We start from the raw sequence: 25,353 nt of genomic DNA, 5'->3' as shown, positions 1-25,353 counted from the left end.
CAGTGACAGAACACAACATCCGCAACTTCGCGATCAATTTCGGCCCGCAGCACCCGGCAGCGCACGGCGTGCTGCGCCTTGTGCTGGAGCTGGACGGCGAGGTGGTCGAGCGGGTCGATCCGCATATCGGGCTGCTGCACCGCGGCACCGAGAAGCTGATCGAGCACAAGACCTATCTGCAGGCGACGCCCTATTTCGACCGGCTCGACTACGTGTCGCCGATGAACCAGGAGCACGCCTTCTGCCTGGCGATCGAGAAGCTCGCGGGGATCGAGGTGCCCCGGCGCGCGCAGCTGATCCGCGTGCTGTTCTGCGAGATCGGCCGGCTGCTGTCGCACCTGCTCAACGTCACCACGCAGGCGATGGATGTCGGCGCCCTTACGCCCCCGCTCTGGGGCTTCGAGGAGCGCGAGAAGCTGATGATCTTCTACGAGCGCGCTTCGGGCGCTCGGCTTCACGCCAACTACTTCCGGCCGGGCGGCGTCCACCAGGACCTGCCGCCCAAGCTGATCGACGATATCGAGGCGTTCTGCGACCCGTTCCTGCAGGTCGTCCAGGATCTCGACGACCTCGTCATGGCCAACCGCATCTTCAAGCAACGCAACGTCGATATCGGCATCGTGTCGGTGGACGAGTGCATGGAGTGGGGTTTTTCCGGCGTCATGCTGCGCGGCTCGGGCATCCCGTGGGACCTGCGCAAGGCGCAGCCCTACGAGTGCTACGAGGAGATGGAGTTCGACGTGCCGGTGGGCCGGAACGGCGACACCTATGATCGGCAGGTGATCCGCATGGAGGAGATGCGGGAATCGGCCAAGATCATGAAGCAGTGCTGCGCCAAGCTGCGCGAGCCGGCCGGGCAGGGCCCGATCGCCGCCATCGACGGCAAGTTCGCGCCGCCGCCGCGCCGCGAGATGAAGCGCTCTATGGAAGCGCTCATCCACCACTTCAAGCTCTACACCGAGGGCTTCCACGTACCGGAGGGCGAAGTCTACGCCTCCGTGGAAGCGCCCAAGGGCGAGTTCGGCGTCTATCTCGTGTCCGACGGCACCAACAAGCCGTACCGCTGCAAGATCCGCGCGCCAGGCTTCGCGCATCTTCAGGCGATGGATTGGATGTGCCGGGGGCACCTTCTGGCCGACGTGTCGTGCGTGCTGGGCACCCTCGACATCGTGTTCGGCGAAGTGGATCGGTAAGGCGTTAGCAGGATGGCAAACCGCAGACTCGCGCCGGCCTCTGAGCAGCCCGAGAGCTTCGCGTTCTCCCCCGAGAACGCCGCCTGGGCCAAGACCCAGATCGCCAAGTACCCGGAGGGCCGCCAGGCCTCCGCGGTGATCTCGCTGCTCTGGAAGGCGCAGGAGCAGAACGGCGGCTGGCTGCCGCGGGCAGCCATCGAGGCTGTGGCGGCCGAGCTCGGCATGCCCAACATTCGCGTGCTGGAGGTGGCGACCTTCTACACGATGTTCGCCCTGGAGCCGGTGGGCCGCTTCTGGATCCAGGTCTGCGGCACGGTGCCGTGCGATTCCTGCGGCGCTCGGGGCCTGAAGGAGATGCTCGAGGCGCGCCTCGGCCCCTCCGGCCACGTCTCGGCCGACGGCAATTTCTCCTGGCTCGAAGTCGAGTGCCTGGGCGCCTGCTGCAACGCCCCGATGGTGCAGATCAACCAGGATTACTACGAGGATCTGACGCCCGAATCGCTCGGCACGCTGATGGACGACCTCGCGGCCGGCCGGCCGGTCAAGGTCGGCTCGCAGACCGGGCGCCAGGCCTCCGAGCCGCAGGGCGGCCCGGACACGCTCACCGATCCGACCCTGTTCGACGGGTCCCGGGTCGGGGCTTGGCGCAAGCGCTTCGAGGACACCGCAAAGCCTGAGGATCAGGATGCGAAGACGGACGAGGCTCGGTCGAGCGAGCAGCGCGCCGCCGCCGACCCGAAGCCCGCCAGGCCCGATGCCGGCCGGCAGACGGAACGGCCGTCGTCCGACGCCCCCGCCCAGCGCGCCGCGCGGGGTGAGGAGCCGGTCAAGCCGGAGGATCGGACCGCTGCGAATGTGCCCGGCACGAGCCCTGCCGCAGCCGCCGGCGAGGCGGCGGGGGCCGAGGCCGGAACGCAATCGAGCCTGACTCGGGATACGCCGCCGCCGCAGCCGGAGGCCTCCGGCGCCAGCGAGGGCGAGGTCGCGGCGGAAGCCGAGGAGGCCCGCGTCGCCGGAGCGCTCGCCGCCCTGCCGAAGGACGCGACCCCGGAGCAGAAGGCGAACGCGGTCGGCACCCGGCCGGCCGGCCTCGACGCTGCCCGCGCCGGCAAGCCGGACGATCTCACCCGGATCAAGGGCATCGGCCCAGGCAACAGCCAGCGCCTGAACGGGCTTGGCATCTACCATTTCGACCAGATCGCCGCCTGGACCCGCGACGAGATCACCTGGGTCGGGACGTACCTCGCGTTCCCGGGTCGCATCGACCGGGAGAACTGGGTCGGGCAGGCTCAGACGCTGTCGGCCACCGGGACCTGACCGCGATGGCCGAGGTGACGAACGAACTGATCTACGAGGTACTGAAAGCAGTGCAGACGCGCCTCGGGACTCTGGACGACGGTCTGCGCGAGGTGCGTGGCGAGCTGAAGGGCGTGCGCGGTAACCAGCAGGCCCAGCAGGTGCAGATGAACGCCGTGCAGACCGATATCGGCAACCTCTACGAAGCGTTCGGTGCCCTCGACTCGCGACTCGCCCGGATCGAGCGCCGCCTCGACATCATCGACACTCCGGTCCGCTAAGAGACAGCTCATGCTCGCAGATCAGGATCGCATCTTCACCAACCTCTACGGCCTGCATTCGCCGGGCCTGGAGGCTGCCAAGCAGCGCGGCGCGTGGGACGGGACCAAGTTCCTCCTGGAGCAGGGCCGCGACTGGATCATCGAGGAGATGAAGGCGTCGGGCCTGCGCGGCCGCGGCGGCGCGGGCTTCCCCACCGGCCTCAAGTGGTCGTTCATGCCCAAGAAGTCCGACGGGCGCCCGCACTACCTCGTCGTCAACGCCGACGAATCGGAGCCGGGCACCTGCAAGGATCGGGAGATCATGCGGCACGACCCGCATCTCCTGATCGAGGGCTGCATGCTGGCCTGCTTCGCCATGGGCGCGCATGCCTGCTACATTTACATCCGCGGCGAGTACGTGGCCGAGAAGCACGCCCTGCAGCGGGCGGTGGACGAGGCCTACGAGGCCCGTCTCGTCGGCCAGTCGAACGTGCACGACTTTCCCTTCGACATCTACGTCCACCACGGCGCCGGCGCCTATATCTGCGGCGAAGAGACGGCGCTGATCGAGAGCCTCGAAGGCAAGAAGGGCATGCCGCGGCTCAAGCCGCCCTTCCCGGCCAATATGGGCCTCTACGGCTGCCCCACGACGGTCAACAACGTCGAGTCGATCGCGGTGGCCGGCACGATCCTGCGCCGGGGCGGCGCTTGGTTCGCCGGGCTCGGCGGCAAGAACAACACCGGCACCAAGCTGTTCTGCGTCTCGGGGCACGTCAACAAGCCGTGCAACGTCGAGGCGGAGCTGGGCATCACCTTCCGCGAGCTGGTCGACCGACATTGCGGCGGCATGCGCGGCGGCTGGGACAACCTGCTCTGCTCGATCCCGGGCGGCTCCTCGGTGCCGCTGGTGCCGGCCGACCAGATCATCGACGCCAAGATGGATTTCGACACCCTGCGCGGCCTCGGCTCCGGCCTCGGCACGGCGGCGGTGATCGTGCTGGACAAGTCCACCGACATCGTCGCGGCGATCGCCCGCATCTCATACTTCTACAAGCACGAGTCGTGCGGCCAGTGCACGCCCTGCCGGGAGGGCACCGGCTGGATGTGGCGCGTGATGCTGCGCATGGCCGAGGGCCGGGCGCAGAAGCGCGAGATCGATATGCTGTTCGAGGTCACCAAGCAGATTGAGGGTCATACGATCTGCGCGCTCGGCGACGCGGCGGCGTGGCCGATCCAGGGCCTGATCAAGCACTTCCGCCCCGAGATCGAGAAGCGGATCGACCGCTACACGGCCAACCCGCATCCCGACCCGATCCCGATGGCCGCAGAGTAGGCCGATGACGAGCCAGCCGGACAACCTGATGCTCGTCTATCTGCGGCGCATCGACGAGAAGGTCGATCGCCTGAGCGACGATGTCCGCGAATTGAAGGGCCGCATGGCCGCGGTCGAGGAAAACCTGGCCGGCGTTCACCGGCGGATCGACAGGGTCGAGCTTCGCATCGAGCGCATCGAGCGGCGCCTCGATCTGGCCGACGCCCCGCACTGAGATTGCACCGATGACAAAAATCCTCGTCGACGGCACCGAGGTCGAGGTTCCGGCCGAATACACGCTGCTCCAGGCCTGCGAGGCCGCGGGGGCCGAGATCCCGCGCTTCTGCTTCCACGAGCGCCTGTCGATCGCCGGCAATTGCCGGATGTGCCTGGTGGAGCTGAAGGGTGCGCCCAAGCCGGTGGCGAGCTGCGCTTACGCGGTGAAGGATTGCCGCCCCGGCCCGAACGGCGAGCCGCCGGAGGTGCTGACCCGCTCCGGCCTGACCAAGAAGGCCCGGGAAGGGGTGATGGAGTTCCTCCTCATCAACCACCCGCTCGATTGCCCGATCTGCGACCAGGGCGGCCATTGCGACCTACAGGACCAGGCGATGGCCTACGGGGTCGATTCGACCCGCTACCAGGAGAACAAGCGCGCAGTCGAGGAGAAGCATATCGGCCCGCTGGTGCGGACCGCGATGAACCGCTGCATCCACTGCACTCGCTGCGTGCGCTTCCTGGCGGAGGTGGCGGGCGTGCCCGACCTCGGCGCCATCGGCCGCGGCGAGGACATGGAAATCACCAGCTACCTCGAGCAGTCCATGGCCTCGGAGCTCCAGGGCAACGTCGCCGACCTCTGCCCGGTGGGCGCCCTGGTGCACAGGCCGCAGAGCTACAACGTCCGGCCCTGGGAGCTGAACAAGACCGAATCGGTCGACGTGATGGACGCGGTCGGCTCGTCGATCCGCATCGACACCCGCGGCCGCGAGGTGATGCAGATCGAGCCGCGGGTCAGCGAAGAGATCAACGAGGAGTGGATCTCCGACAAGACCCGCTACCATGTCGATGGCTTGCGGATGCAGCGCCTCGACCGCCCGTACCTGCGCGAGAACGGCCGGCTGCGGCCCGCCTCCTGGGGCGAGGCGTTCCAGGCCATCGCCGCCAAGGTGAAGGCGACCGATCCCAAGCGCATCGGCGCCGTGGTCGGCGACCTCGCGGGCGTCGAGGAGATCTTTGCCCTGCGCGAGCTGATGCGCGCGCTGGGCACGCCCAACCTCGATTGCCGGCAGACCGAGACCGGGCTCGATCCGACGCTCGGCCGCGCCTCCTACCTGTTCAACCCGACCATCCCGGGCATCGAGGCCGCGGACGCGATCCTGATCGTCGGCGCCAACCCGCGCACCGAGGCCTCGCTCCTCAACGTCCGGATCCGCAAGCGCTGGCGCATGGGCCCGCTCGCGGTCGGGGTGATCGGCGAGCCGGTCGACCTGACCTATCCGAGCCACTACATCGGCGCCGGCCCCGAATCACTGGCGGGCCTCGCCCGCGGCGAGCACAGCTTCCTCGAGACCCTCAAGGCCGCGAAGGCGCCGCTGGTCATCGTCGGCGCCAACGTCGAGCCCGGCATCCTGGCGGCGGCGGCAGCGCTCGCCAAGGAGATCGGTGCGATCGGCCCCGAGTGGAACGGCTTCGGCGTTCTGCACACGGCCGCGGCCCGGGTCGGCGCCCTCGATCTCGGCTTCGTGCCGGGGGAGGGCGGCCTCGGCTTCCCGGCCATGCTGGCGGCCGGCGGCGTCGACGTGCTGTTCAATCTCGGCGCCGACGAGCACGACGTGGCGCCGGGCGCCTTCGTGATCTACCAGGGCACCCATGGCGACCGCGGCGCCTCCCGGGCGGACGTGATCCTGCCGGGCGCGGCCTATACCGAGAAGTCCGCGACCTGGGTGAACACGGAAGGCCGGGTGCAGATGGGCAACCGCGCCGGCTTCCCGCCGGGGGATGCCCGTGAGGATTGGGCGATCCTGCGCGCCCTGTCGGACGTTCTGGGCCAACGCCTGCCGTTCGATTCGCTCACTGCGCTGCGCCGGGCCCTCTACGCCGCCCACCCGCATTTCGCGGCGGTCGGCACCGTGGAGACCGGCGATGTCGCGGCGGCCGTGGATCGGCTGGCGGGCCTCGGCGGCGCTACCAATGGCCCCGCCTTCGCCTCCCCGGTGACCGACTTCTACCTCACCAACCCCATCGCCCGCGCCTCGCGGGTGCTGGCCGAGTGCTCGCGCCTCGCCCGCGAGCGCGCCGCCGAGTCGCGGCCGCTCGCGGCGGCAGAGTAGGGATCTCACGATGACCTCGCTCGAAATCCTCGGGACCGTTCTCCTGATCGTGCTGAAGAGCTTCGTGCTGCTCTCGGCGCTGCTCGTCTTCATCGCCTACGCGCTGCTCGCCGACCGGAAGATCTGGGCGGCGGTGCAGCTCCGGCGCGGGCCCAACGTGGTCGGGCCGTTCGGGCTGCTGCAATCCTTCGCCGACCTGCTCAAGTTCGTCCTGAAGGAGCCGGTGATCCCGGCGGGCGCCAACAAGGCGATCTACCTGCTGGCGCCGCTGGTCTTCGCGATGCTGGCCCTGTCGAGCTGGGCGGTGATCCCGCTGGCCGATGGCTGGGCGATCGCCGACATCAATGTCGGCATCACCTACATCTTCGCGATCTCGTCGCTCGGCGTCTACGGCGTCATCATGGGCGGCTGGGCGTCGAACTCGAAATACGCCTTCCTGGGCGCGCTCCGCTCGGCGGCGCAGATGATCTCCTACGAGGTTTCGCTCGGCTTCGTGATCATCTGCGTGCTGCTCTGCGCCGGCTCGCTGAACCTCTCGCGCATCGTGATGGCGCAGGACACCAGCCTCGGCTTGTTCGGCTGGTACTGGCTGTGGCTGTTCCCGATGTTCGTGGTGTTCTTCATCTCGGCGCTGGCCGAGACCAACCGCCCGCCCTTCGACCTGCCGGAGGCCGAGTCGGAGCTGGTGGCCGGCTACATGGTGGAATACTCCTCGACACCCTATCTGCTGTTCATGCTCGGCGAGTACGTCGCCATCATGAGCATGTGCGCGCTCGGCACCGTGCTGTTCCTGGGCGGCTGGCTGTCGCCGATCCCGTTCGCGCCGTTCACCTGGGTGCCGGGCGTGATCTGGTTCATCCTGAAGGCCAGCTTCCTGTTCTTCCTGTTCGCGATGGTGAAATCCATCGTGCCGCGCTACCGCTACGATCAGCTCATGCGCCTCGGCTGGAAAGTGTTTTTGCCCATTTCGCTCGTCTCGGTGGTGGTCGTGGCCTTCGTGTTGAAGCTCACCGGCCTGGCCCCGGGCGCGTGATCCAACGAAATCCGGAGATCACGGCATGAAGCTGGATCAGGTTGCCAAGAGTCTTCTCTTGAAGGAGTTCGTATCGGGGATGATCCTCGGCATGCGCTACTTCTTCAAGCCGAAGGCAACGATCAACTATCCCTTCGAGATGGGCCATCGCGGCCCGCGCTTCCGGGGAGAGCATGCCCTGCGCCGCTATCCCAACGGCGAGGAGCGGTGCATCGCCTGCAAGCTCTGCGAGGCGATCTGCCCGGCCCAGGCGATCACCATCGAGGCGGGCCCGCGCCGCAACGACGGCACGCGCCGCACCACCCGTTACGACATCGACATGGTGAAGTGCATCTATTGCGGCATGTGCCAGGAGGCCTGCCCGGTGGACGCCATCGTCGAGGGGCCGAACTTCGAATTCTCGGTCGAGACCCGCGAGGAGCTGCTCTACGACAAGCAGAAGCTTCTCTTGAACGGCGACCGCTGGGAGCGCGAGATCGCGCGCAACATCGCGATGGATGCGCCGTATCGCTAGGGCATCGTTCCGAGAGGTGGTTGCCGGCTTTCGGAAAAGACGATGCAAAGCAAAGGGATAGCGCATCATCCCGGTTCCGTTGCCCGGGGTGATGCGCTAGAGGGATGACGGGGGCGCTGTTGTGCCCCCGCCGACCGGGTTCTATAGACGGGCCGCCCGCTGCGGCCCGTTTCCACGCAAGGCAGAAGGGGCCGCTTCGGCGGCCGATCCCGACGAGCGCATGACCGCAGCAGCCGCCTTCTTCTACCTGTTCGCGAGCGTCACGGTCGCGTCGGGCTTCATGGTGATCGCCTCGCGCAATCCCGTCGCCTCAGTGCTGTTCCTGATTCTCGCCTTCGTGAACGCCGCCGGGCTGTTCGTCCTGATGGGCGCCGAGTTCCTGGCGATGATCCTGGTCGTCGTCTATGTCGGCGCGGTCGCGGTGTTGTTCCTGTTCGTCGTGATGATGCTCGACGTGGACTTCGCCGAGTTGCGCCAGGGCTTCCAGCAATACCTGCCGGTTGGCGGGTTGATCGGGGCGATCTTCCTGGTGGAGCTGCTGCTCGTGGTCGGCTCCTGGACCATCGATCCGAACCTTGTTCAGGCGCCGCTCAGCAACGTCGCGGCGGCGGAGAACCTCACCAACGCCCAGGCGCTCGGCCGGGTGCTCTACACGGATTACGTCTACTTCTTCCAGCTTGCCGGCCTGATCCTGCTGGTCGCGATGATCGGCGCCATCGTGCTGACCCTGCGCGACCGCCCGGGCGTCAAGCGCCAGAACATCTCGGTCCAGAACGCCCGCACCCAGAGCATGGCGGTGGAGACCCGCAAGGTGCCCTCCCGCCAGGGCGTCGAGGTCTGATGCCCGCCGAAGGACTCGAACGATGATCGGCCTGAGCCACTACCTCACCGTCGCGGCGATCCTGTTCACGCTCGGCGTGCTCGGGATCTTCATCAACCGCAAGAACGTCATCGTCATCCTGATGTCGATCGAGCTGATCCTGCTCGCGGTCAACATCAATCTGGTCGCCTTCTCGACGCAGCTGAACGACATCACCGGACAGGTTTTCGCCCTGTTCGTGCTGACCGTCGCGGCCGCCGAATCGGCGATCGGCCTCGCCATCCTCGTGGTCTTCTTCCGCAACCGCGGCACCATCGCGGTCGAGGACGTGAGCATGATGAAGGGCTAAGGCGCCCTTCTTCACGCGACCCGAGTTCGCGGCCCCGCGTTCATGGGCCCCGAGTGACAATCCGGACGCCGCCTAGCGGTCGGCCCGGAGGACGGACTGCAAGAGAGCGATGTATCACGCGATCGTCTTCTTCCCGCTGATCGGCTTCCTGATCGCCGGCCTGTTCGGCCGGTACATCGGGGCCCGGGCCTGCGAGTACATCACCACCGCGTTCCTGGCCTTCACGGCCCTGATCGCCTGGGGCGTGTTCCTCGAGGGCGGCCACGCCGAACGGGTGCAGGTCGCATCCTGGTTCTCGGCCGGTGACCTCCAGGTCGACTGGGCCTTCAAGGTCGACGCGCTGACCCGGGTGATGCTCGTGGTCGTCACCACGGTCTCGACCCTCGTCCACCTCTACTCCGTCGGCTACATGCACGAGGATCCGCACCGGCCGCGGTTCTTCGCCTACCTGTCGCTGTTCACCTTCGCCATGCTGATGCTGGTGACCGCCGACAACCTCGTGCAGATGTTCTTCGGCTGGGAGGGCGTCGGCCTCGCCTCCTACCTGCTGATCGGCTTCTGGTACGAGAAGCCCTCGGCCAACGCCGCCGCCATGAAGGCGTTCATCGTCAATCGAGTCGGCGATTTCGGCTTCTCGCTCGGCATCTTCCTGGTCTTCGTGCTGACCGGCTCGGTGGCGTTCGACGCGATCTTCTCCAAGGTCGACACGCTCAAGACCCTGAGCTTCCACTTCCTCGGCTACGATTGGAACGCCCTGACGCTGGCCTGCCTGCTGCTGTTCATGGGCGCCATGGGCAAGTCGGCGCAGTTCCTGCTGCACACCTGGCTGCCGGACGCCATGGAGGGACCGACCCCGGTCTCGGCGCTGATCCACGCCGCCACCATGGTGACCGCCGGCGTGTTCATGGTCGCCCGGCTGTCGCCGCTGTTCGAGGAGGCGCCGAACGCGCTGATCGTCGTCACGGTGATCGGGGGCATCACGGCCTTCTTCGCGGCCACGATCGGGCTGGTGCAGAACGACATCAAGCGGGTGATCGCCTACTCGACCTGCTCGCAGCTCGGCTACATGTTCGTAGCGCTCGGCGTCGGCGCCTACTCGGCCGGCGTGTTCCACCTGTTCACCCACGCCTTCTTCAAGGCGCTGCTGTTCCTCGGCGCCGGCTCGGTCATCCACGCGATGCACCACGAGCAGGACATGCGGAACATGGGCGGCCTGCGCTCCCACATCCCGTTCACCTGCGCCATGATGGCGATCGGCTCCCTCGCGCTGATCGGCTTCCCGTACACGGCCGGCTACTACTCGAAGGACGCGATCATCGAGGCCGCCTACGCCTCGACCCGGCCCGGGCACACGCTGGCCTTCCTGTGCACCGTGGTGGCGGCGTTCTTCACCTCGTTCTACTCCTGGCGCCTGTTCTTCATGACCTTCGAGGGTCCGGCCCGCTGGGGCGTCCATGCGGCGCATGATGACCACGCCGCTCCGGCAGTCGCCCATGCGGGCACCGCCCATGCCGCCCTGGCCCACGAGGCCGACGGCGCCCCGGGCCACACCGAGGGCGTGGCCCACGACGATCGCGGCCACGACGTCGAGCCGGCCCACAAGAGCGACCTCGTCGCGGACGACCATCACGGGCACGGCCATCACGGCGACCACACGCCTCACGAGAGCCCGCTGGTCATGACCATCCCGCTGGCGGTGCTGGCCTTCGGCGCGCTGTTTGCCGGGATCATCTTCCACGACCGCTTCATCGGGTCCGGCATGGACGCGTTCTGGGGCCATGCCCTGGCGCACGGCCCCGAGAATCACATCATGCACGAGATCCACGAGGTCCCGGCCCTGGTGTCCTATGCGCCGCTGATCATGCTGATCCTCGGCTTCGTCCTGGCGTTCTGGATGTATATCCGCCGCCCGGAACTGCCCGGTGCGCTCGCCGCGCAGCAGCCGTCGCTGTACCGGTTCCTGCTCAACAAGTGGTACTTCGACGAGCTCTACGACAGGATCTTCGTGCGTCCGGCCAAGGATTTCGGCCTGTTCCTCTGGAAGCAGGGCGACGGCAAGATCATCGACGGGCTCGGCCCCAACGGCATCGCGGCGCGCGTCGTCGACGTGACCCGCGGGGTAGTCCGCCTGCAGACGGGCTACGTCTACCACTACGCCTTCGTCATGCTCATCGGCGTCGCTGGCCTGATCAGCTGGTACCTGATGGCCGGCCTGCCCAAGGGTGTTCACTGACATGCTCGGCCTCGGCATCCTCTCCGGCCTGCTGATCGTCCCGCTCTGCGGCGCGGCCTTCATCCTCACCCTGAAGGGCGACGACGAGTCGGTGGCGCGCAACAGCCGCTGGGCCGCGCTCGCCACCACCATCGTCACCTTCGTCCTGTCCCTGGTGGCCTGGGGCCGCTACGACCCCGCGTCGTCGAGCTTCCAGCTGGTCGAGAGCCATCCGTGGCTGGCCGAGACGATCCGGTTCAAGCTCGGCGTCGACGGCTTCTCGATGCCGCTGATCCTGCTCACGACCTTCCTGATGCCGTTCTGCATCGGCGCGTCGTGGACCTCGATCCACGTCCGGGTGAAGGAGTATTTCGTCGCCTTCCTCGTCCTTGAGACGACGATGATCGGCGTGTTCGCCTCCCTCGACCTGCTGCTGTTCTACCTGTTCTTCGAGGCCGGCCTGATCCCGATGTTCCTGATCATCGGCATCTGGGGCGGAGCGCGCCGGGTCTATGCGAGCTTCAAGTTCTTCCTCTACACCCTGCTCGGCTCGGTGCTGATGCTGCTCGCCGTGATGGCGATGTACTGGCAGGCCGGCACCACCGACATCCCGACCCTCCTGCAATACCGCTTCCCGGTGCAGATGCAGACCTGGCTGTGGCTGGCCTTCTTCGCCTCCTTCGCGGTGAAGATGCCGATGTGGCCGGTCCATACCTGGCTGCCCGACGCCCACGTCGAGGCGCCCACTGCCGGCTCGGTGATCCTGGCGGGCATCCTGCTGAAGATGGGCGGCTACGGCTTCATCCGGATCTCCCTGCCGATGCTGCCGGTGGCGAGCCAGGATTTCGCCCCCCTGGTCTTCGCCCTCTCGGTGATCGCGATCATCTTCACCTCGCTCACCGCGCTGATGCAGACCGACATCAAGAAGCTGATCGCCTACTCGTCGGTCGCTCATATGGGCTTCGTGACGCTCGGCCTGTTCACCCTGAACGAGCAGGGCATCCAGGGCGCCCTGTTCCTGATGATCTCGCACGGCATCGTGGCGTCGGCGCTCTTCCTGTGCGTCGGCGTGGTCTACGATCGGATGCACACCCGCGAGATCGCCGCCTATGGCGGCCTCGTGAAGCGGATGCCGCTCTACGCGGTGGCCATGATGGTGTTCACCATGGCCAATGTCGGCCTGCCCGGCACCTCCGGCTTCGTCGGCGAGTTCCTGTCGATGCTCGGCGCCTTCAAGGCGAACCCGAACGTCGCGTTCTTCTCGACCTTCGGCATCATCCTGTCGGCCGGCTATGCCCTGTGGCTCTACGCACGGGTAATCTACGGGAAGCTCGAGAAGCCCAACCTCCAGGGCATCCTGGACCTCGACATCCGGGAGAAGCTGATCCTGGGGCCGCTGGTCGTGCTGACGATCTATTACGGCGTGCATCCGGCCCCGGTGCTGGACGTCTTCGCGCCCTCCACCGAGGCGCTGATGACCGGCATGAAGGCCGCGCTGGCCAACACCCAGACCGCAGCCGCCGCGCTGCCGCTCCCACGCTGAGACGGAACAGATGCCCACCGTCCATTCCGTCCTGCCCTCGCTGGCGCCGCTCCTGCCCGAGCTGATCCTCGGCGTCGGCGTGCTGCTGATGATCCTCTACGGCGCCTGGCGCGGCGACCGCTCCGCCGAGAGCGTCAGCATCGGCGCCCTGGTCCTGCTCCTGTTCGCGCTGTTCGTGGTCCTGTCACAGCCGACCGCCGGCCGGGTGACCACCCTGTCGGGCGCCTTCGTCTCGGACGCCTTCGCCAAGGTGATGAAGTCGCTGGTGCTGCTCGGCTCGGCGGCGACGATCCTGCTGGCGCACGACTTCTTCAAGCGCGAGCAGATCGACCGGTTCGAGTTCCCGGTGCTGATCGTCCTCTGCACCATTGGCATGATGGTGATGGTCTCGGCCAATGACCTGATCGCCCTCTATCTCGGCCTGGAGCTGCAATCGCTCGCAGCCTACGTGATCGCGGCCTTCCACCGGGACAATGCCAAGTCGACCGAGGCCGGCCTCAAGTACTTCGTGCTCGGCGCGCTTTCCTCCGGGATGCTGCTCTACGGCGCCTCCCTGGTCTACGGCTTCACCGGCACGGTCTCGTTCCCCGGCATCGTCTCGGCGCTCAACGAGAATGCCGGGCTGGGCATCGTGCTGGGCATCGTGTTCCTGGCCGCGGGCGTCTGCTTCAAGATGGCGGCGGTGCCGTTCCACATGTGGACGCCCGACGTCTACGAGGGCTCGCCGACCCCGGTGACGGCCTTCTTCGCCACCGCGCCCAAGATGGCTGCCGTCGCCATGACCGTGCGGGTGTTCATCGGCGCCATGCCGGACGTGACCGCGATCTGGCAGCAGATCTTCATCTTCGTCGCCGTGGTCTCGATGGCACTGGGCTCGTTCGCGGCCATCGGCCAGCGCTCGATCAAGCGCCTGATGGCCTACTCGTCGATCGCCAATATCGGCTACGCGCTGATCGGCCTCGCCTGCGGCTCCGAGGAGGGGATCAGCGGGCTGGTCACCTACATGATCATCTACTTGGCGATGACGCTCGGCACCTTCGCGATCATCCTGTCGCTCCGGCGCCGGGACGTGATGTTCGAGTCGATCGAGGACCTGTCGGGCCTGTCCCGCACCCATCCCTGGGTGGCCTTCTGCCTCGCCGCGATGATGTTCTCGCTAGCCGGCATCCCGCCGCTCGCCGGGTTCTTCGCCAAGTTCTACGTCTTCGCCGCCGCCATCAAAGCGGGCCTCGTGACCCTGGCGGTGATCGGCGTGGTGACCAGCGTGGTCGGCGCCTACTACTACCTGCGCTTGGTCAAGATCATGTATTTCGACGAGCCGAAGGAGCCCTACGAGGCGATGGCCCCGGGCCTGCGGGTGGTGCTCGCCCTGTCGAGCGTCGTCGTGGTGCTGTTCTTCCTGCTCCCCGGTCCGCTGGTCGGCGTCGCCGGCCGGGCGGCCCGGTCGCTGTTCTAGATCCGGCGGCCTTCCGGCGCTCCCGATGAGAATGCGGCCCGATCAGAAAAGAACGCCTTGAGCTACCGTCTCGGGTCTGAGGCGCGCGCCCAGGGCCATCGCCTGCACGTTCACGACACATTGGGCTCGACCAACACCGAGGCCATGGCTCAGGCGCGGGCGGGCGAGACCGGCCCGCTCTGGGTGGTCACGCACCGGCAGGAGGCGGGTCGCGGTCGCCGGGGGAACACCTGGGCGTCGCTGCCGGGCAATCTGGCCGCCAGCGTCCTCTGGCCGGCGGCCGGCGTGGCGCCGGACCACCTCGCCGAGCTCGGCTTCGTCGCCGGGCTCGCCCTGATCGAGGCGCTGGAGGCGGCCTGCGGCACCCTGCCGGATACCCGAACCGGGGGTTGCGCACGATCTCTAAAGCTGAAATGGCCGAACGACGTGCTGCTGGGCGACGGCAAGCTAGCCGGACTTCTGCTGGAGGCGGAGACCCTGCCGGGCGGCCGCAGGGCCGCGGTGATCGGCTTCGGCGTCAACGTCGCGGCGGCCCCGGACGACCTCGGCGCGACGAGCTTGGCCGCGACGGGTTACGCCGGCGGCGCCGAAGCGCTACTGGAACATCTCTCGGACCGGATGGCCGTGCGGGCACGCGCCTGGGACCGGGGACGGAATTTCGCTGACCTGCGCGAGGATTGGCTCGCGCGGGCCGCGGGTCTTGGGTCGGAGATCGCGGTGCGCAGCGGCGAACACATCCTGCGGGGCGTGTTCGAGACCATCGACGAGGGGGGGCGGCTCGTGATCCTCGCCCCCGACGGAAAACGGCATACCGTGACGGCGGGCGAGGTGCATTTCGGAACGGCCGCGACGGCGGCATGATGTTGGACGACGACAGATGGTGATGGGACAGGAGGAGCTGGTCTTCCTGCCGCTCGGCGGCGTGGGCGAGATCGGGATGAATGCGGCCCTCTACGGGTTCGGTCCGGAGAAGGGCCGCAAGTGGATCATGGTCGATTGCGGCATGGGCTTCGCCGGTGAGGAGCAGATGCCGGGGATCGACCTGATGTTCCCCGACCTCTCCTTCATCGAGGAGCGGCGGAAGGACCTGCTCGGGATCTTCATCACCCACGCGCACGAGGACCATATCGGGGCGATCTCGGAGCTGTGGCCGCGCCTCAAGGTGCCGGTCTACGCGACCCGCTTCGCCAAGAACCTGCTGGAGACCCGGCGGTTGTCCGAGCCCGGCGCCCCGAAGGTCGACCTGCGCGAGGTCAAACCCGGCCGGCGCGTGACCGTCGGCCCGTTCGAGCTCGAATACGTGCCGGTCTCGCACTCGATCCCTGAGTCGAACGCCATCGCGATCCGCACCGCCGCGGGCCTCGTGGTCCATACCGGCGACTGGAAGATCGACCCGACCCCGGTGGCTGGCGAGGTCACCTCGCCCGAGGCGTTCACGGCGCTCGGCGACGAGGGCATCCTGGCGCTGGTCTGCGACTCGACCAACGTGGTGCGCGAGGGCTTCTCGCCGAGCGAGAAAGAAGTCGCCGCCACCCTCAAGACGCTGATCGCGGATTCGCCCCACCGGGTCGCGGTCACCACCTTCGCGTCGAACGTCGCCCGCATCCGCGCGGTGGCCGAGGCGGCCGTGGCCTGCGGGCGTGAGGTCGTTGCGGTCGGCCGGGCCATGGACCGGGTGATCGATGTCGCCCGCGAGTGCGGCTACCTCGACGGCCTGCCCGAGTTCCGCCGCTCGGATTCCTGGAAGAACCTGCCCCGCGAGCGGGTCGTGGCCCTGCTCACCGGTTCGCAGGGCGAGCCGCGGGCGGCGCTCGCCCGGGTCTCGCGCAAGGACCATCCGGATATCAGCCTGGCCGCTGGCGACCGTGTGATTTTTTCCTCGCGGGCAATCCCCGGTAACGAGCGCGATGTCGGGTCGATCATCAACGATCTGGTCGAGCAGGGCGTCGAGGTGATCACCGACCGGACCGAGCTGGTCCACGTCTCCGGCCACCCGAGGCGGGACGAGATGGTCGAGATGTACAAGTGGACCCGGCCAGGCACCGCGATCCCGGTCCACGGCGAGGCGCTGCACCTCGACGAGCACGCCCGCTTCGCCCGGGCCCAGGGCGTCCAGAACGTGGTCAAGGCCCGCAACGGCAGCCTCGTCCGCCTCAGCCCCGGCAAGCCCGAGGTGATCGACCACGTGAAGGCCGGCCGCCTGTTCAAGGACGGCAACGTCCTGATCGACGAGAAGGACCGGGCGATCCCGGAGCGGCGCAAGCTCATGCAGGCCGGTCTCGTCTCGGTGGCAATCGCCATCGATGAGGACGGCGTCGTGCTGGGTGATCCGGCCGTCGACATCATCGGCCTGCCCAATCGCGGCCGCTCCGGCGAGCCGCTGATCGAGACGGTGGTCGATGCCGTCTCGCGCACCCTGTCGGGGATGTCGCGGGGCAAGCTCAAGGATTCGGAGGGCGTCGAGAAGACGGTCGACCGGGCCGTACGCACCGCCGTGAACGAGGTCTGGGGCAAGAAGCCCGCCTGCCACGTGCAGGTGGTGGAAGTCTGAGCGGTCATCCCGAAAGGCCGTTTCCGGCTTTCGGAAAACGATGACGCGCAACCAAAGACCGAGCGCATCGTCCGGGTTCTGATATCCAGGACGACGCGCTAGGATAGACAGACGAGACGACGGACCACGGCAGGTCCCACCCGATCCCCTCATCCTGAGGTGCCTGGCGATCGAAGATCGCTGGGCCTCGAAGGAGCCCTCCAGCCGGCCGCGCGATCCCTGGAGGGCTCCTTCGAGGCTGCTGCGCAGCACCTCGGGATGAGGTCGGCATGAGGGGGACGCGGAGCCTGCCGATCGGAGCGTCAACGGGAGGAACCAAACAATGATCGGGCGGCTCAATCACGTGGCCATCGCCGTGCAGGATCTCGACGCCGCCTGCGCGGTGTATCGCGACACGCTGGGCGCCACGATCACCCCACCGCTGCCGCAGCCGGAGCATGGCGTCACGGTGGTGTTCGTCGAATTGCCCAACAGCAAGATCGAGCTGATGGCGCCGCTGGGCGAGGGCTCGCCGATCGAGGCGTTCGTAGCCCGCAACCCGGGCGGGGGCGTCCACCACGTCTGCTACGAGGTCGACGACATCCTGGCCGCCCGCGACCGGCTCAAGGCGCAGGGCGCCCGGGTGATCGGCACCGGCGAGCCGCGCATCGGCGCCCACGGCAAGCCGGTGCTGTTCCTGCACCCCAAGGACTTTCTCGGCACCCTGGTCGAGCTGGAGCAGGTGTGAGCCGGATCATGACCGCGCTGGCCCGCTCGACCCCGGCGACCCTGCTGGTCGTGGCCGTGCTGGTGGCCGCCTTCGTGACCGTCGGCGTCAGCCAGTTCAAGCTGACGATCGGCGGGGCGATCGCGCTCTACTTCGTGGTGTGGTGGACGCTGCTCTTCGCCGTCCTGCCCCTGCGCAACCAGCCCGAGACCCGGCCGAGCCACGTCGTGCCCGGGCAGGATCCGGGCGCCCCGGCGTCTCCGCGGCTGCGCGAGAAGGCGATCTGGACGACGCTGGTCGCCGGCGCCGCCTTCTTGGTCGCGCTGGCGGTGTTCCCTCTGACCGGGCTGTAAAGGCAAACGACTGGGCCCTACAGCAGCGTCCCGGAAGAGGACGAGCGCACCGTCAGCGATTTACCCGCCCGGGATACCAGATGGGCGAAGGCGAGGGCGGCCGCTGAAGCCTGCGCGGCCGATGGAAACGTCCGGTGCGACTCGGCGACCGTCTCGTCAGCCTCGTTGAGCAGGACCCAGGACCAGAGATGCTCGGCCTGGCGGATCTGGAAGTGCATGGCGGGCTCACCCGGTAAGGTCCATGCCCCACCATGTGCCGCGAAAAGATGTTGCGGGTTAATGACTTGCGCCGGCAAAGTCCAGTAGTCGACAAACCATCGACTTGTCCGCGCTTTCACCGCTGTTCACAGCATGCCGATTGCCGCGGACCGACGACCGGCCGTCGGCGCCGGACAGCACAGGACAGGATCGGGAACGCCGTCGCGGAGGATGTCCAACAACAAAAAAAGCAAGGCCTGAGGCCTTGCTTTTCAAGCTGCAGTGGCTCGACCTTTGATTATCCTACGCATTGCCTGCGTGGCGGTCGGTTTTCCTCCCGAGACTCGGACCCTGCGCCACCTCTTGCGGGCGTCGCAAACATCACGAGCCGCTTATAGGAACAACAATTCGTGTTGTCACCGGGTCTGCGAGAAAAATCTGCGCTTTCTTGCCGGCAAATGGGCAGATCGATTCCGATTGAGGCAGCAAGACCGGTCCGCGCAGCCCTCGGTGAGGCGGTCCGGGCGGCGCGGCCCGATTACGCCCCGCCGTGATCCGACAGTGCTTGTAATTTGCTTCCCCGGCGTGTTGTGTGCCCGCGCGCCTCGGTTCCTCCCGGCCGGATCCAGGCCGAAACCCCCGAAGACAAGCCTCCCAAAACATGCGTCTGTCCCGCTACTTCATGCCGACCTTGCGCGAGACGCCCAAGGAAGCCGAGATCGTCTCCCACCGCCTGATGCTGCGCGCCGGCTTGGTGCGCCAGGAGGCGGCGGGCATCTACGCCTGGCTGCCGCTGGGCCTGCGGGTGCTGGAGCGGGTCTGCGCGGTGATCCGCCGGGAGCAGGATCGCTCCGGCGCCATCGAGATCCTGATGCCGACCGTGCAATCGGCCGAACTCTGGCGGGAATCCGGGCGCTACGACGCCTACGGCAAGGAGATGCTGCGTCTGAAGGACCGGCACGACCGCGAGATGCTCTACGGTCCCACCGCCGAGGAGATGGTCACGGAGATTTTCCGCGCGAGCGTGCGCTCCTACAAGGACCTGCCCAAGAATCTCTACCAGATCTCGTGGAAGTTCCGGGACGAGGTGCGGCCGCGCTTCGGCACGATGCGCTCGCGCGAGTTCCTGATGAAGGACGCCTATTCGTTCGACTTCGACCAGGCCGGGGCGCGCCACGCCTATAACCGCATGTTCGTGGCCTACCTGCGCACCTTCGCGGGGCTCGGCCTGCGGGCGATCCCGATGCGCGCCGATACCGGCCCGATCGGCGGCGACCTGTCCCACGAGTTCATCATCCTGGCCAAGACCGGCGAGAGCGAGGTGTTCTGCGACCGCGCCTATCTCGATTTCGAGACGCCGCCCGAGACCGTGGATTTCGACGACGTGGCCGCGCTCCAGGGCATCGTCGACGCCTGGACTTCGCACTACGCCGCCACCGACGAGATCCACGAGCCGGAGGCCTTCGCGGAGGTGCCGGAGGAGAGCCGCCTGAGTGCGCGCGGCATCGAGGTCGGGCACATCTTCTATTTCGGCACCAAGTATTCCGAGCCGATGGGCGCCAAGGTCACCGGGCCGGACGGGATCGAGCAGCCGGTCCATATGGGCTCCTACGGCATCGGCCCGAGCCGGCTGGTGGCCGCGATCGTCGAGGCCAGCCACGACGAGGCTGGGATCATCTGGCCGGATTCAGTCGCGCCCTTCGACGTGGCGCTGATCAACCTCAAGGTCGGTGACGCCGGCACCGACGCCGCCTGCGCGCAGATCCAGTCGGAGTTCGAGGCCGCCGGCCTGTCCGTGCTCTACGACGACCGCGACGAGCGCCCGGGCGCGAAATTCGCCACCGCCGACCTGATCGGCCTGCCCTGGCAGGTGATCGTCGGGCCGAAGGGCCTGGCCGAGGGCAAGGTCGAGCTGAAGCGCCGCGCCGGGGGCGAGCGCGAGAGCCTCGCCACAATCGACCTGCTGGCCCGCATCCGCCGGGTGTAGAACCCGTTCTCGACCGCGGGGGCGGACGGCGTACGCAAAAGGTCCCGGATTCAAAGGGTCCAAGGCCTTGTGGGAATGCAGGGCAAAGTCCGCGACATCGGGGCTACGCCCCGATACCCCGCCAAAGGGCTTGCCCTTTGGGATCCCATGACGTCCCTGTCGGCCGGATAGTGGATTTGCGGGAGGCAATTCTGCCAGGATTTGTGTTCATGCATCGGCACGGCGGCCATTCGGCACAGGATGCGTAGGACTTTCCCCATGGCGGGCGCAGCGGCGATCGATCGGGTGAGGGGCTTCGCGGCCTCCTTCCGCGAGGGAACGGCCCCGTTCGCGCCGTTCGAGTGGATCATCGCCGGCCGCTACTTGCGGGCGCGCCGCCGGGGCGGCGGCGTGTCGGTGGTCGCGTTCTTCTCCGTGCTCGGCATCGCGCTGGGTGTAGCCACCTTGATCATCGTGCTCTCGGTGATGAACGGGTTTCGCGCGGAGCTGCTCTCCAAGATCGTCGGCATCAACGGGCATCTCTTCGCAACGCCGATCGACCGGCCGTTCAACGATTGGGTCGACCTGTCGGAACGCCTGTCGAAGGTGGCGGGCGTGCGCGCCGCGGTGCCGCTCGTGGAAGGCCAGGCCTTCGCCTCGTCGCAGTTCGGCGGCTCGGGCGTGATCGTGCGCGGCGTGCGCGCCGCCGATCTCGACGCGCTCGCCGCCGTCTCCAGCGCGATCCGCGGCGGCACCCTGGAAGGGTTCGATGACGGTACCGGCGTCCTGATCGGCCGGCGGCTCGCGGATTCCTTGGGGCTTCAGGCCGGGGACAACATCACCCTGGTGACGCCCAAGGGCGCGTCCACGCCGTTCGGCACGGCGCCCCGGACCAAGAGCTACGCGGTCAAGGCGGTGTTCGAGGTCGGCATGACCGAGTTCGACCAGACCTTCGTGTTCATGCCGCTCACCGAGGCGCAGGCGTTCTTCAACCGGGAGAGCGACGTCAGCATGATCGAGATCTACGTCGACAAGCCCGATCAAGTCGGCGACATGCGTGAGCCCCTGGAGATGGCGGCCGAGCGTCCGGTGCTGCTCACCGACTGGCGCCAGCGCAACCGCACCTTTTTCGGGGCGCTCGAAGTCGAGCGCAACGTGATGTTCCTGATCCTCAGCCTGATCGTCGTGGTGGCGACGCTCAACATCGTCTCGGGCCTGATCCTGCTGGTGCGCGACAAGTCGAGCGACATCGCGATCCTGCGCACCATGGGGGCGACCCCCGGCACGATCATGCGCGTGTTCCTGATCAACGGCGCGCTGATCGGCCTGGTCGGGACCCTGAGCGGTCTCGGGCTCGGCGTGCTGATCACCCTGAACATCAAGCCGATCCAGCACGTGCTGTTTCCCGGCGCGTGGGATCCGACCGTGCGGTTCCTGGCCGAGATCCCGGCCCAGATGAACCCGAAGGAGATCACCGCCGTGGTGATCACGTCGCTGTTGCTGTCGCTTGCGGCGACGCTTTATCCCTCCTGGCGTGCCGCCCGGCTCGATCCGGTGCAGGCCCTGCGCTACGGCTGACGGTCCGCACCCCATGAGCGATGCAAGCCAGCCCGCCGGCACCCCGCCGGTGCCGGCCCTGTTCTTCGCCCGCGTCGAGCGGCGCTATCCCCAGGCCGAAGGGGCCCTCGATATCTTGCGTGGGGCCGACCTCGCGATCTGGCCCGGGGAACTGGTAGCTTTGGTCGCGCCGTCCGGCGCCGGCAAGTCGACGCTCCTGCACCTCGCCGGCCTGCTGGAGCGGCCCGATGGCGGCGAGGTCTATATCGGCGGACGGCCGACCGCCGCGATGCCGGATGTCGAGCGCACCCGCCTGCGCCGCGAGGAGATGGGCTTCGTCTACCAGTTCCACCATCTGCTGCCTGAGTTCTCGGCGCTCGAGAACGTGGTGATGCCGCAGCTGATCCGCGGCCTCGGCAGCGCCGAGGCGAAGGCCCGCGCCACCGAGCTGCTGAGCTTCCTCGGCCTCAAGGAGCGCCTGCCGCATCGCCCGGCCGAGCTGTCGGGCGGCGAGCAGCAGCGCGTCGCCATCGCCCGGGCCGTGGCCAACGGCCCGCGACTGCTGCTGGCCGACGAGCCCACCGGCAATCTCGACCCCGGCACCGCCGGCCACGTCTTCTCGGTGCTGATGTCGCTGGTGCGGGCCTCGGGTCTCGCGGCCCTGGTCGCCACCCACAACCTGGATCTCGCCGCCCGCATGGACCGCCGGGTGACGATCCGCGACGGGCTGATCACGCCGCTCGATTGAGCGGAACGGCCTCAGGTCGCGCTCAATAGGGCGAGAAGAGCGGCAGGTTCACGGTGACGCGCAGGCCATCGGGATCATAGTCGATGTGAACCTCCGCATGGACCTGGGTGGACAGGACCCGCTTCAGCAGCCGGGATCCGAACCCCTCGCGGGTCGGAAGCGCGACCGGCGGCCCGTCGTGCTCGTTCCAGATCCAGATCAGCCGCGGACCTGCCTCGGTCTCGTCCAAGGACCACGTGACCTCGACGCGACCGCCGAACTCCGCCAGCGCGCCGTGCTTGGCCGCATTGGTGGTGAGTTCATGGACCGCCATGCCGACCGGGACGGCGAATTCCGAAGCCAGGACCACGTCCGGTCCCGCCAGGCGAATGCGGATCTGGCTGCCGTCGTCGTAGGGTTCGAGTTCGGCCCAGAGCAGGTCCCGAAACGGCACCGACTGGAACCGGTCTTCGGTCAGCAGCGTGTGCGTCTTGGCCAGGGATGCGATCCGTCCGCCGAACGCGCGCTGAAATTCCTGCATGGTCAGGCTCCCCCGCGCGGTCGAGCTCATGATGGCCTGGACCGTGGCGAGGGTATTCTTCACGCGGTGATGCAGCTCGCGCACGAGGAGCTTCTGGTGTTCGAGCGCCTCCCTGCGCTCGGTCACCTCGCGCTGGGCCGAGACCCAATGTGCGATCGCCCCGTTGCCATCGAGAACGGGTGTGATCAGCCATTCGACCGCGTAGGTCGTCCCGTCCTTGCGGTAGTTCACGGCCTCGCCCTGGAACGGTTCCCCCGCCATGAGCGCCCGTTTCATGGCGGCGAGGCTGACCGGATCGGTCAGCGGCCCCTGCAGGAAGCGCGGCGAGCGCCCGATCACTTCGGCCTGCGAATACCCGGTCATGCGCGCGAAGGCTGGGTTGGCGTACTCGATGATCGGTCCGGGTTCGGAGAGGTTGGCCGAGGTGACGAGGATGGCTTCGCCGGTGGCCTCGACCGCCGCCCTCAGGAAGGCCGCGTTAATGTCGGGGGCCGTGCCGATTTCGACGCCGGACTCTGGAGAGCCGTGCATGACAGTCTCCCGACGCTCGCCCGTCGGATCGCAGATGGCACACGAAGTCGCGGCAAGCGTGTCGGACCGGAGCATGGGGCCGGGGGCAAGTCCACTGAGGGGGATAGCCGCGGGCCTCAATCCATCGTCCAAGGGGACGCGCCAGGGCGCCGTCTCCCGAGCGATACCCGGCCCCTCAACGGCGGCCGGCTTCCGCGGCCCCCGGTCCGGATCCGCTCGCAGCTTCCGGAAGACCCAGCGCCTCGATCCAGTCACACGCCTCCAGGAGCGCGTCGCCACGTTCGGCCATGCGCGCCTTGGCCAGGGCGCAGGCGCGCCCCACCGCCGGATCGGTGAGCAGCCGGCCCAGGACCCGGGCGGCCCGGGCCGGGCGGAAGGCGCGGCGGCTCAAGGTGGCGCCGAGCGTCCGGTCCTTGAGGCGCCGCCCCTCGTCGAAATGGTCGAACGCCACCGGAACGACGAGCTGCGGGATGCCCGCCGCCAGGGCCTGCGCCACCGTGCCGACGCCGCCATGATGGATCAACGCGGCGCTGCGCGGCAGCAACGCGCTCAAGGGCGCGTAGGGCAGATGGATGATCCCCGGCGGCAGCGGCTTCGGGATCTGGCCGTCCTGAGGGGCGAGCAGCACGCCGCGCCGGCCCATGCGGCGGCAGACCGCCAAGGCGGTCTCGAAGAAGGGCGCGCCCTGGCGCATCGCCGAGCCGTAGGTGAACACCAGTGGCGCCTCGCCGGCGGCCAGAAAAGTCTCCAGCTCCGGCGGCATCACCGGTACGTCGCCGAACCGGTCGACCAGCGGGAAACCGAGCTGCACCGCCTGGGCCGGCCAGTCCGCCTGGGGCGCGGCGTACCAGTCCGGGAACATCAGCAGCATGCGGGTCGGGCTGTTCCACCAGTGCCGCAGCCGGGTGATCGGATCGAGGCCCAGGCGTGCCCGTAGCGCGTTCAGGGGCGGCAGGGTGAACGGGCCGACCGCCAGCTTGTCGGCCCCGCGGTTGACGTAGGCCCGTAGCGCAGCCGGCAGGATCCGCGGCAGCGGCAGCCCCGGCAGGCGGGGCGGATCGGACCGGCTCTCGATCAGCAACGGCATCACGTGCAGCGTGGCGGCCGGGATGTCGTAGAGTTCCTGCGCGAGCCGCGCGCCCCAGGCGAGCGGCGAGGCGACCACGATCTGCGCGACACCGCGCGCCCGGGTCGCCCCGAGCCACAGGCAGGTCGTCTCCGCCACCCGCAGGGCGAAGTCGAACATCGGGCGGAAGCCCCAGCGCGGATGCCAGAGTTCGGGCTGGCCGATCACGGCCTCGTAATCGGCGGCCGTGCCGAGGGGCTGGAAGGCGAGGCCGGCACGGCGTGCCATCGGCTCGAACGGAGCCGGAGCAGCCAGCGTAACACCGTGACCGCGGGCCAGAAGTGCGTGGCCCAGCGCGATGAACGGCAGCACGTCGCCGTGTGTCCCAATGGCCACGAGGGCCACCTCGATCCGCCCACCAATGTCCTGCGCGGGAATAGCCTGCTCCTTTGACCCCAGCGGTCAAATAATGAACGTCCCCCTTAACGCGCGGGACATGCCAGCCCCCCTGATCTGTATCAAGCCACTATTTGTTTACCATCATTTGAAGCCGCAGGCCTTATCCGCCCCGGGCCTCTTCCATCAGAACAAAACATGAACATAATGGCGGACGAACACGGGAGGCACGGTGATGCTGAAGCGGTTGGTCCTGACCGGGATGGTCGAGTTCATGGCGTTCGGGATGCTGTTCGCGGCGGTCGGCGCCTGGGCGATAGCGTTGGCACCGGTCCGTTAGCCGGGCTTTGCGTTTCGGCCCCGGGTTCCCGCCCGAAACGGCTTATGCACAGGCGATCGGACCCGCGGCGCCGATTGTCCACAGAGGGCGGCCGAACTGGTGCGCC

At 67.9% G+C, this 25,353-nt stretch carries 23 protein-coding genes; 20 read left to right on the top strand and 3 right to left on the bottom strand.

Annotation, left to right across the window (positions count from 1 at the left end):
- Nucleotides 1–2: 2 nt before the first annotated feature.
- The 17 genes from MKL20_RS12490 (at nucleotide 3) to MKL20_RS12410 (ending at nucleotide 17,925) form a co-directional block, all read left to right on the top strand.
- Nucleotides 3–1,193 (top strand): NADH-quinone oxidoreductase subunit D, encoded by a 1,191-nt coding sequence (locus MKL20_RS12490; protein ID WP_243962881.1) that lies wholly within the window; start codon nucleotides 3–5, stop codon nucleotides 1,191–1,193.
- Between the two features lie 12 nt (nucleotides 1,194–1,205).
- The gene (nuoE, locus tag MKL20_RS12485; protein WP_244036921.1) at nucleotides 1,206–2,510 is read left to right on the top strand and encodes an NADH-quinone oxidoreductase subunit NuoE; all 1,305 of its coding nucleotides are present in this window, start codon (nucleotides 1,206–1,208) and stop codon (nucleotides 2,508–2,510) included.
- Between the two features lie 5 nt (nucleotides 2,511–2,515).
- Complete coding sequence (locus tag MKL20_RS12480; RefSeq protein WP_243962883.1) at nucleotides 2,516–2,770, top strand: hypothetical protein; 255 nt, start codon at nucleotides 2,516–2,518, stop codon at nucleotides 2,768–2,770.
- 10 nt (nucleotides 2,771–2,780) lie between these two features.
- On the top strand, nucleotides 2,781–4,082 hold the full coding sequence (gene nuoF / locus MKL20_RS12475; RefSeq protein ID WP_244036920.1) for an NADH-quinone oxidoreductase subunit NuoF: 1,302 nt from the start codon (nucleotides 2,781–2,783) through the stop codon (nucleotides 4,080–4,082).
- 4 nt (nucleotides 4,083–4,086) lie between these two features.
- The gene (locus MKL20_RS12470; RefSeq protein ID WP_012319031.1) at nucleotides 4,087–4,296 is read left to right on the top strand and encodes a hypothetical protein; all 210 of its coding nucleotides are present in this window, start codon (nucleotides 4,087–4,089) and stop codon (nucleotides 4,294–4,296) included.
- A 10-nt stretch (nucleotides 4,297–4,306) separates the two neighbouring features.
- Nucleotides 4,307–6,388: an NADH-quinone oxidoreductase subunit NuoG gene (gene nuoG, locus MKL20_RS12465; RefSeq protein WP_244036919.1), complete on the top strand. Its 2,082-nt coding sequence runs from the start codon at nucleotides 4,307–4,309 to the stop codon at nucleotides 6,386–6,388.
- A gap of 10 nt (nucleotides 6,389–6,398) precedes the next feature.
- Nucleotides 6,399–7,421 (top strand): NADH-quinone oxidoreductase subunit NuoH, encoded by a 1,023-nt coding sequence (gene nuoH / locus MKL20_RS12460; RefSeq protein WP_147853845.1) that lies wholly within the window; start codon nucleotides 6,399–6,401, stop codon nucleotides 7,419–7,421.
- 25 nt (nucleotides 7,422–7,446) lie between these two features.
- On the top strand, nucleotides 7,447–7,935 hold the full coding sequence (nuoI, locus tag MKL20_RS12455; protein ID WP_007560744.1) for an NADH-quinone oxidoreductase subunit NuoI: 489 nt from the start codon (nucleotides 7,447–7,449) through the stop codon (nucleotides 7,933–7,935).
- Nucleotides 7,936–8,155: 220 nt separating this feature from the next.
- The gene (locus MKL20_RS12450; RefSeq protein ID WP_243962888.1) at nucleotides 8,156–8,776 is read left to right on the top strand and encodes an NADH-quinone oxidoreductase subunit J; all 621 of its coding nucleotides are present in this window, start codon (nucleotides 8,156–8,158) and stop codon (nucleotides 8,774–8,776) included.
- A gap of 22 nt (nucleotides 8,777–8,798) precedes the next feature.
- Nucleotides 8,799–9,104, top strand: coding sequence for an NADH-quinone oxidoreductase subunit NuoK (gene nuoK, locus MKL20_RS12445; RefSeq protein WP_058192287.1), 306 nt, complete (start codon nucleotides 8,799–8,801; stop codon nucleotides 9,102–9,104).
- Nucleotides 9,105–9,213: 109 nt separating this feature from the next.
- Nucleotides 9,214–11,337 carry an NADH-quinone oxidoreductase subunit L gene (gene nuoL / locus MKL20_RS12440; protein WP_244036918.1) on the top strand — a complete coding sequence of 708 codons (2,124 nt, stop codon included), beginning with the start codon at nucleotides 9,214–9,216 and terminating at the stop codon, nucleotides 11,335–11,337.
- A gap of 1 nt (nucleotide 11,338) precedes the next feature.
- On the top strand, nucleotides 11,339–12,859 hold the full coding sequence (locus MKL20_RS12435) for an NADH-quinone oxidoreductase subunit M (protein ID WP_244036917.1): 1,521 nt from the start codon (nucleotides 11,339–11,341) through the stop codon (nucleotides 12,857–12,859).
- A gap of 10 nt (nucleotides 12,860–12,869) precedes the next feature.
- Entirely contained in the window at nucleotides 12,870–14,315 is a 1,446-nt protein-coding gene (nuoN, locus tag MKL20_RS12430; RefSeq protein WP_243962891.1) for an NADH-quinone oxidoreductase subunit NuoN, read from the top strand.
- 57 nt (nucleotides 14,316–14,372) lie between these two features.
- Entirely contained in the window at nucleotides 14,373–15,176 is an 804-nt protein-coding gene (locus MKL20_RS12425; RefSeq protein ID WP_244036916.1) for a biotin--[acetyl-CoA-carboxylase] ligase, read from the top strand.
- Nucleotides 15,177–15,192: 16 nt separating this feature from the next.
- Nucleotides 15,193–16,866 (top strand): ribonuclease J, encoded by a 1,674-nt coding sequence (locus MKL20_RS12420; protein WP_244036915.1) that lies wholly within the window; start codon nucleotides 15,193–15,195, stop codon nucleotides 16,864–16,866.
- A gap of 322 nt (nucleotides 16,867–17,188) precedes the next feature.
- On the top strand, nucleotides 17,189–17,593 hold the full coding sequence (gene mce, locus MKL20_RS12415; protein WP_244036914.1) for a methylmalonyl-CoA epimerase: 405 nt from the start codon (nucleotides 17,189–17,191) through the stop codon (nucleotides 17,591–17,593).
- Between the two features lie 8 nt (nucleotides 17,594–17,601).
- On the top strand, nucleotides 17,602–17,925 hold the full coding sequence (locus MKL20_RS12410; RefSeq protein ID WP_244036913.1) for a DUF1467 family protein: 324 nt from the start codon (nucleotides 17,602–17,604) through the stop codon (nucleotides 17,923–17,925).
- A 17-nt stretch (nucleotides 17,926–17,942) separates the two neighbouring features.
- Here MKL20_RS12410 and MKL20_RS12405 read toward each other — a convergent pair whose 3' ends face one another.
- Nucleotides 17,943–18,143, bottom strand: coding sequence for a hypothetical protein (locus tag MKL20_RS12405; protein ID WP_243962898.1), 201 nt, complete (start codon nucleotides 18,141–18,143; stop codon nucleotides 17,943–17,945).
- Between the two features lie 641 nt (nucleotides 18,144–18,784).
- Here MKL20_RS12405 and proS point away from each other — a divergent pair.
- The 3 genes from proS (at nucleotide 18,785) to MKL20_RS12390 (ending at nucleotide 22,394) form a co-directional block, all read left to right on the top strand.
- Nucleotides 18,785–20,110 (top strand): proline--tRNA ligase, encoded by a 1,326-nt coding sequence (gene proS, locus MKL20_RS12400; protein ID WP_244036912.1) that lies wholly within the window; start codon nucleotides 18,785–18,787, stop codon nucleotides 20,108–20,110.
- A gap of 258 nt (nucleotides 20,111–20,368) precedes the next feature.
- Complete coding sequence (locus tag MKL20_RS12395; protein ID WP_244036911.1) at nucleotides 20,369–21,667, top strand: lipoprotein-releasing ABC transporter permease subunit; 1,299 nt, start codon at nucleotides 20,369–20,371, stop codon at nucleotides 21,665–21,667.
- A gap of 13 nt (nucleotides 21,668–21,680) precedes the next feature.
- On the top strand, nucleotides 21,681–22,394 hold the full coding sequence (locus MKL20_RS12390; RefSeq protein ID WP_243962903.1) for an ABC transporter ATP-binding protein: 714 nt from the start codon (nucleotides 21,681–21,683) through the stop codon (nucleotides 22,392–22,394).
- Nucleotides 22,395–22,416: 22 nt separating this feature from the next.
- Here the strand turns inward: MKL20_RS12390 and MKL20_RS12385 are convergent, their stop codons facing one another.
- Nucleotides 22,417–23,445: an HWE histidine kinase domain-containing protein gene (locus MKL20_RS12385; protein ID WP_244036910.1), complete on the bottom strand. Its 1,029-nt coding sequence runs from the start codon at nucleotides 23,443–23,445 to the stop codon at nucleotides 22,417–22,419.
- A 175-nt stretch (nucleotides 23,446–23,620) separates the two neighbouring features.
- Nucleotides 23,621–24,907 (bottom strand): glycosyltransferase, encoded by a 1,287-nt coding sequence (locus MKL20_RS12380; RefSeq protein WP_244036909.1) that lies wholly within the window; start codon nucleotides 24,905–24,907, stop codon nucleotides 23,621–23,623.
- Nucleotides 24,908–25,353 lie beyond the last annotated feature (446 nt).

Source organism: Methylobacterium sp. E-066, assembly GCF_022829635.1.
GTDB lineage: Bacteria > Pseudomonadota > Alphaproteobacteria > Rhizobiales > Beijerinckiaceae > Methylobacterium.
This window is presented reverse-complemented; position numbering and strand designations above follow the sequence as displayed.

Excerpts from the sequence above, each read along its gene's own strand:
- nuoE (WP_244036921.1), top strand. The coding sequence starts at position 1,206 with ATGGCAAACCGCAGACTCGCGCCGGCCTCTGAGCAGCCCGAGAGCTTC.
- MKL20_RS12480 (WP_243962883.1), top strand. The coding sequence starts at position 2,516 with ATGGCCGAGGTGACGAACGAACTGATCTACGAGGTACTGAAAGCAGTG.
- nuoF (WP_244036920.1), top strand. The coding sequence starts at position 2,781 with ATGCTCGCAGATCAGGATCGCATCTTCACCAACCTCTACGGCCTGCAT.
- MKL20_RS12470 (WP_012319031.1), top strand. The coding sequence starts at position 4,087 with ATGACGAGCCAGCCGGACAACCTGATGCTCGTCTATCTGCGGCGCATC.
- nuoG (WP_244036919.1), top strand. The coding sequence starts at position 4,307 with ATGACAAAAATCCTCGTCGACGGCACCGAGGTCGAGGTTCCGGCCGAA.
- nuoH (WP_147853845.1), top strand. The coding sequence starts at position 6,399 with ATGACCTCGCTCGAAATCCTCGGGACCGTTCTCCTGATCGTGCTGAAG.
- nuoI (WP_007560744.1), top strand. The coding sequence starts at position 7,447 with ATGAAGCTGGATCAGGTTGCCAAGAGTCTTCTCTTGAAGGAGTTCGTA.
- MKL20_RS12450 (WP_243962888.1), top strand. The coding sequence starts at position 8,156 with ATGACCGCAGCAGCCGCCTTCTTCTACCTGTTCGCGAGCGTCACGGTC.
- nuoK (WP_058192287.1), top strand. The coding sequence starts at position 8,799 with ATGATCGGCCTGAGCCACTACCTCACCGTCGCGGCGATCCTGTTCACG.
- nuoL (WP_244036918.1), top strand. The coding sequence starts at position 9,214 with ATGTATCACGCGATCGTCTTCTTCCCGCTGATCGGCTTCCTGATCGCC.
- MKL20_RS12435 (WP_244036917.1), top strand. The coding sequence starts at position 11,339 with ATGCTCGGCCTCGGCATCCTCTCCGGCCTGCTGATCGTCCCGCTCTGC.
- nuoN (WP_243962891.1), top strand. The coding sequence starts at position 12,870 with ATGCCCACCGTCCATTCCGTCCTGCCCTCGCTGGCGCCGCTCCTGCCC.
- MKL20_RS12420 (WP_244036915.1), top strand. The coding sequence starts at position 15,193 with ATGGTGATGGGACAGGAGGAGCTGGTCTTCCTGCCGCTCGGCGGCGTG.
- mce (WP_244036914.1), top strand. The coding sequence starts at position 17,189 with ATGATCGGGCGGCTCAATCACGTGGCCATCGCCGTGCAGGATCTCGAC.
- MKL20_RS12410 (WP_244036913.1), top strand. The coding sequence starts at position 17,602 with ATGACCGCGCTGGCCCGCTCGACCCCGGCGACCCTGCTGGTCGTGGCC.
- MKL20_RS12405 (WP_243962898.1), bottom strand. The coding sequence starts at position 18,143 with ATGCACTTCCAGATCCGCCAGGCCGAGCATCTCTGGTCCTGGGTCCTG.
- proS (WP_244036912.1), top strand. The coding sequence starts at position 18,785 with ATGCGTCTGTCCCGCTACTTCATGCCGACCTTGCGCGAGACGCCCAAG.
- MKL20_RS12395 (WP_244036911.1), top strand. The coding sequence starts at position 20,369 with ATGGCGGGCGCAGCGGCGATCGATCGGGTGAGGGGCTTCGCGGCCTCC.
- MKL20_RS12390 (WP_243962903.1), top strand. The coding sequence starts at position 21,681 with ATGAGCGATGCAAGCCAGCCCGCCGGCACCCCGCCGGTGCCGGCCCTG.
- MKL20_RS12385 (WP_244036910.1), bottom strand. The coding sequence starts at position 23,445 with ATGCACGGCTCTCCAGAGTCCGGCGTCGAAATCGGCACGGCCCCCGAC.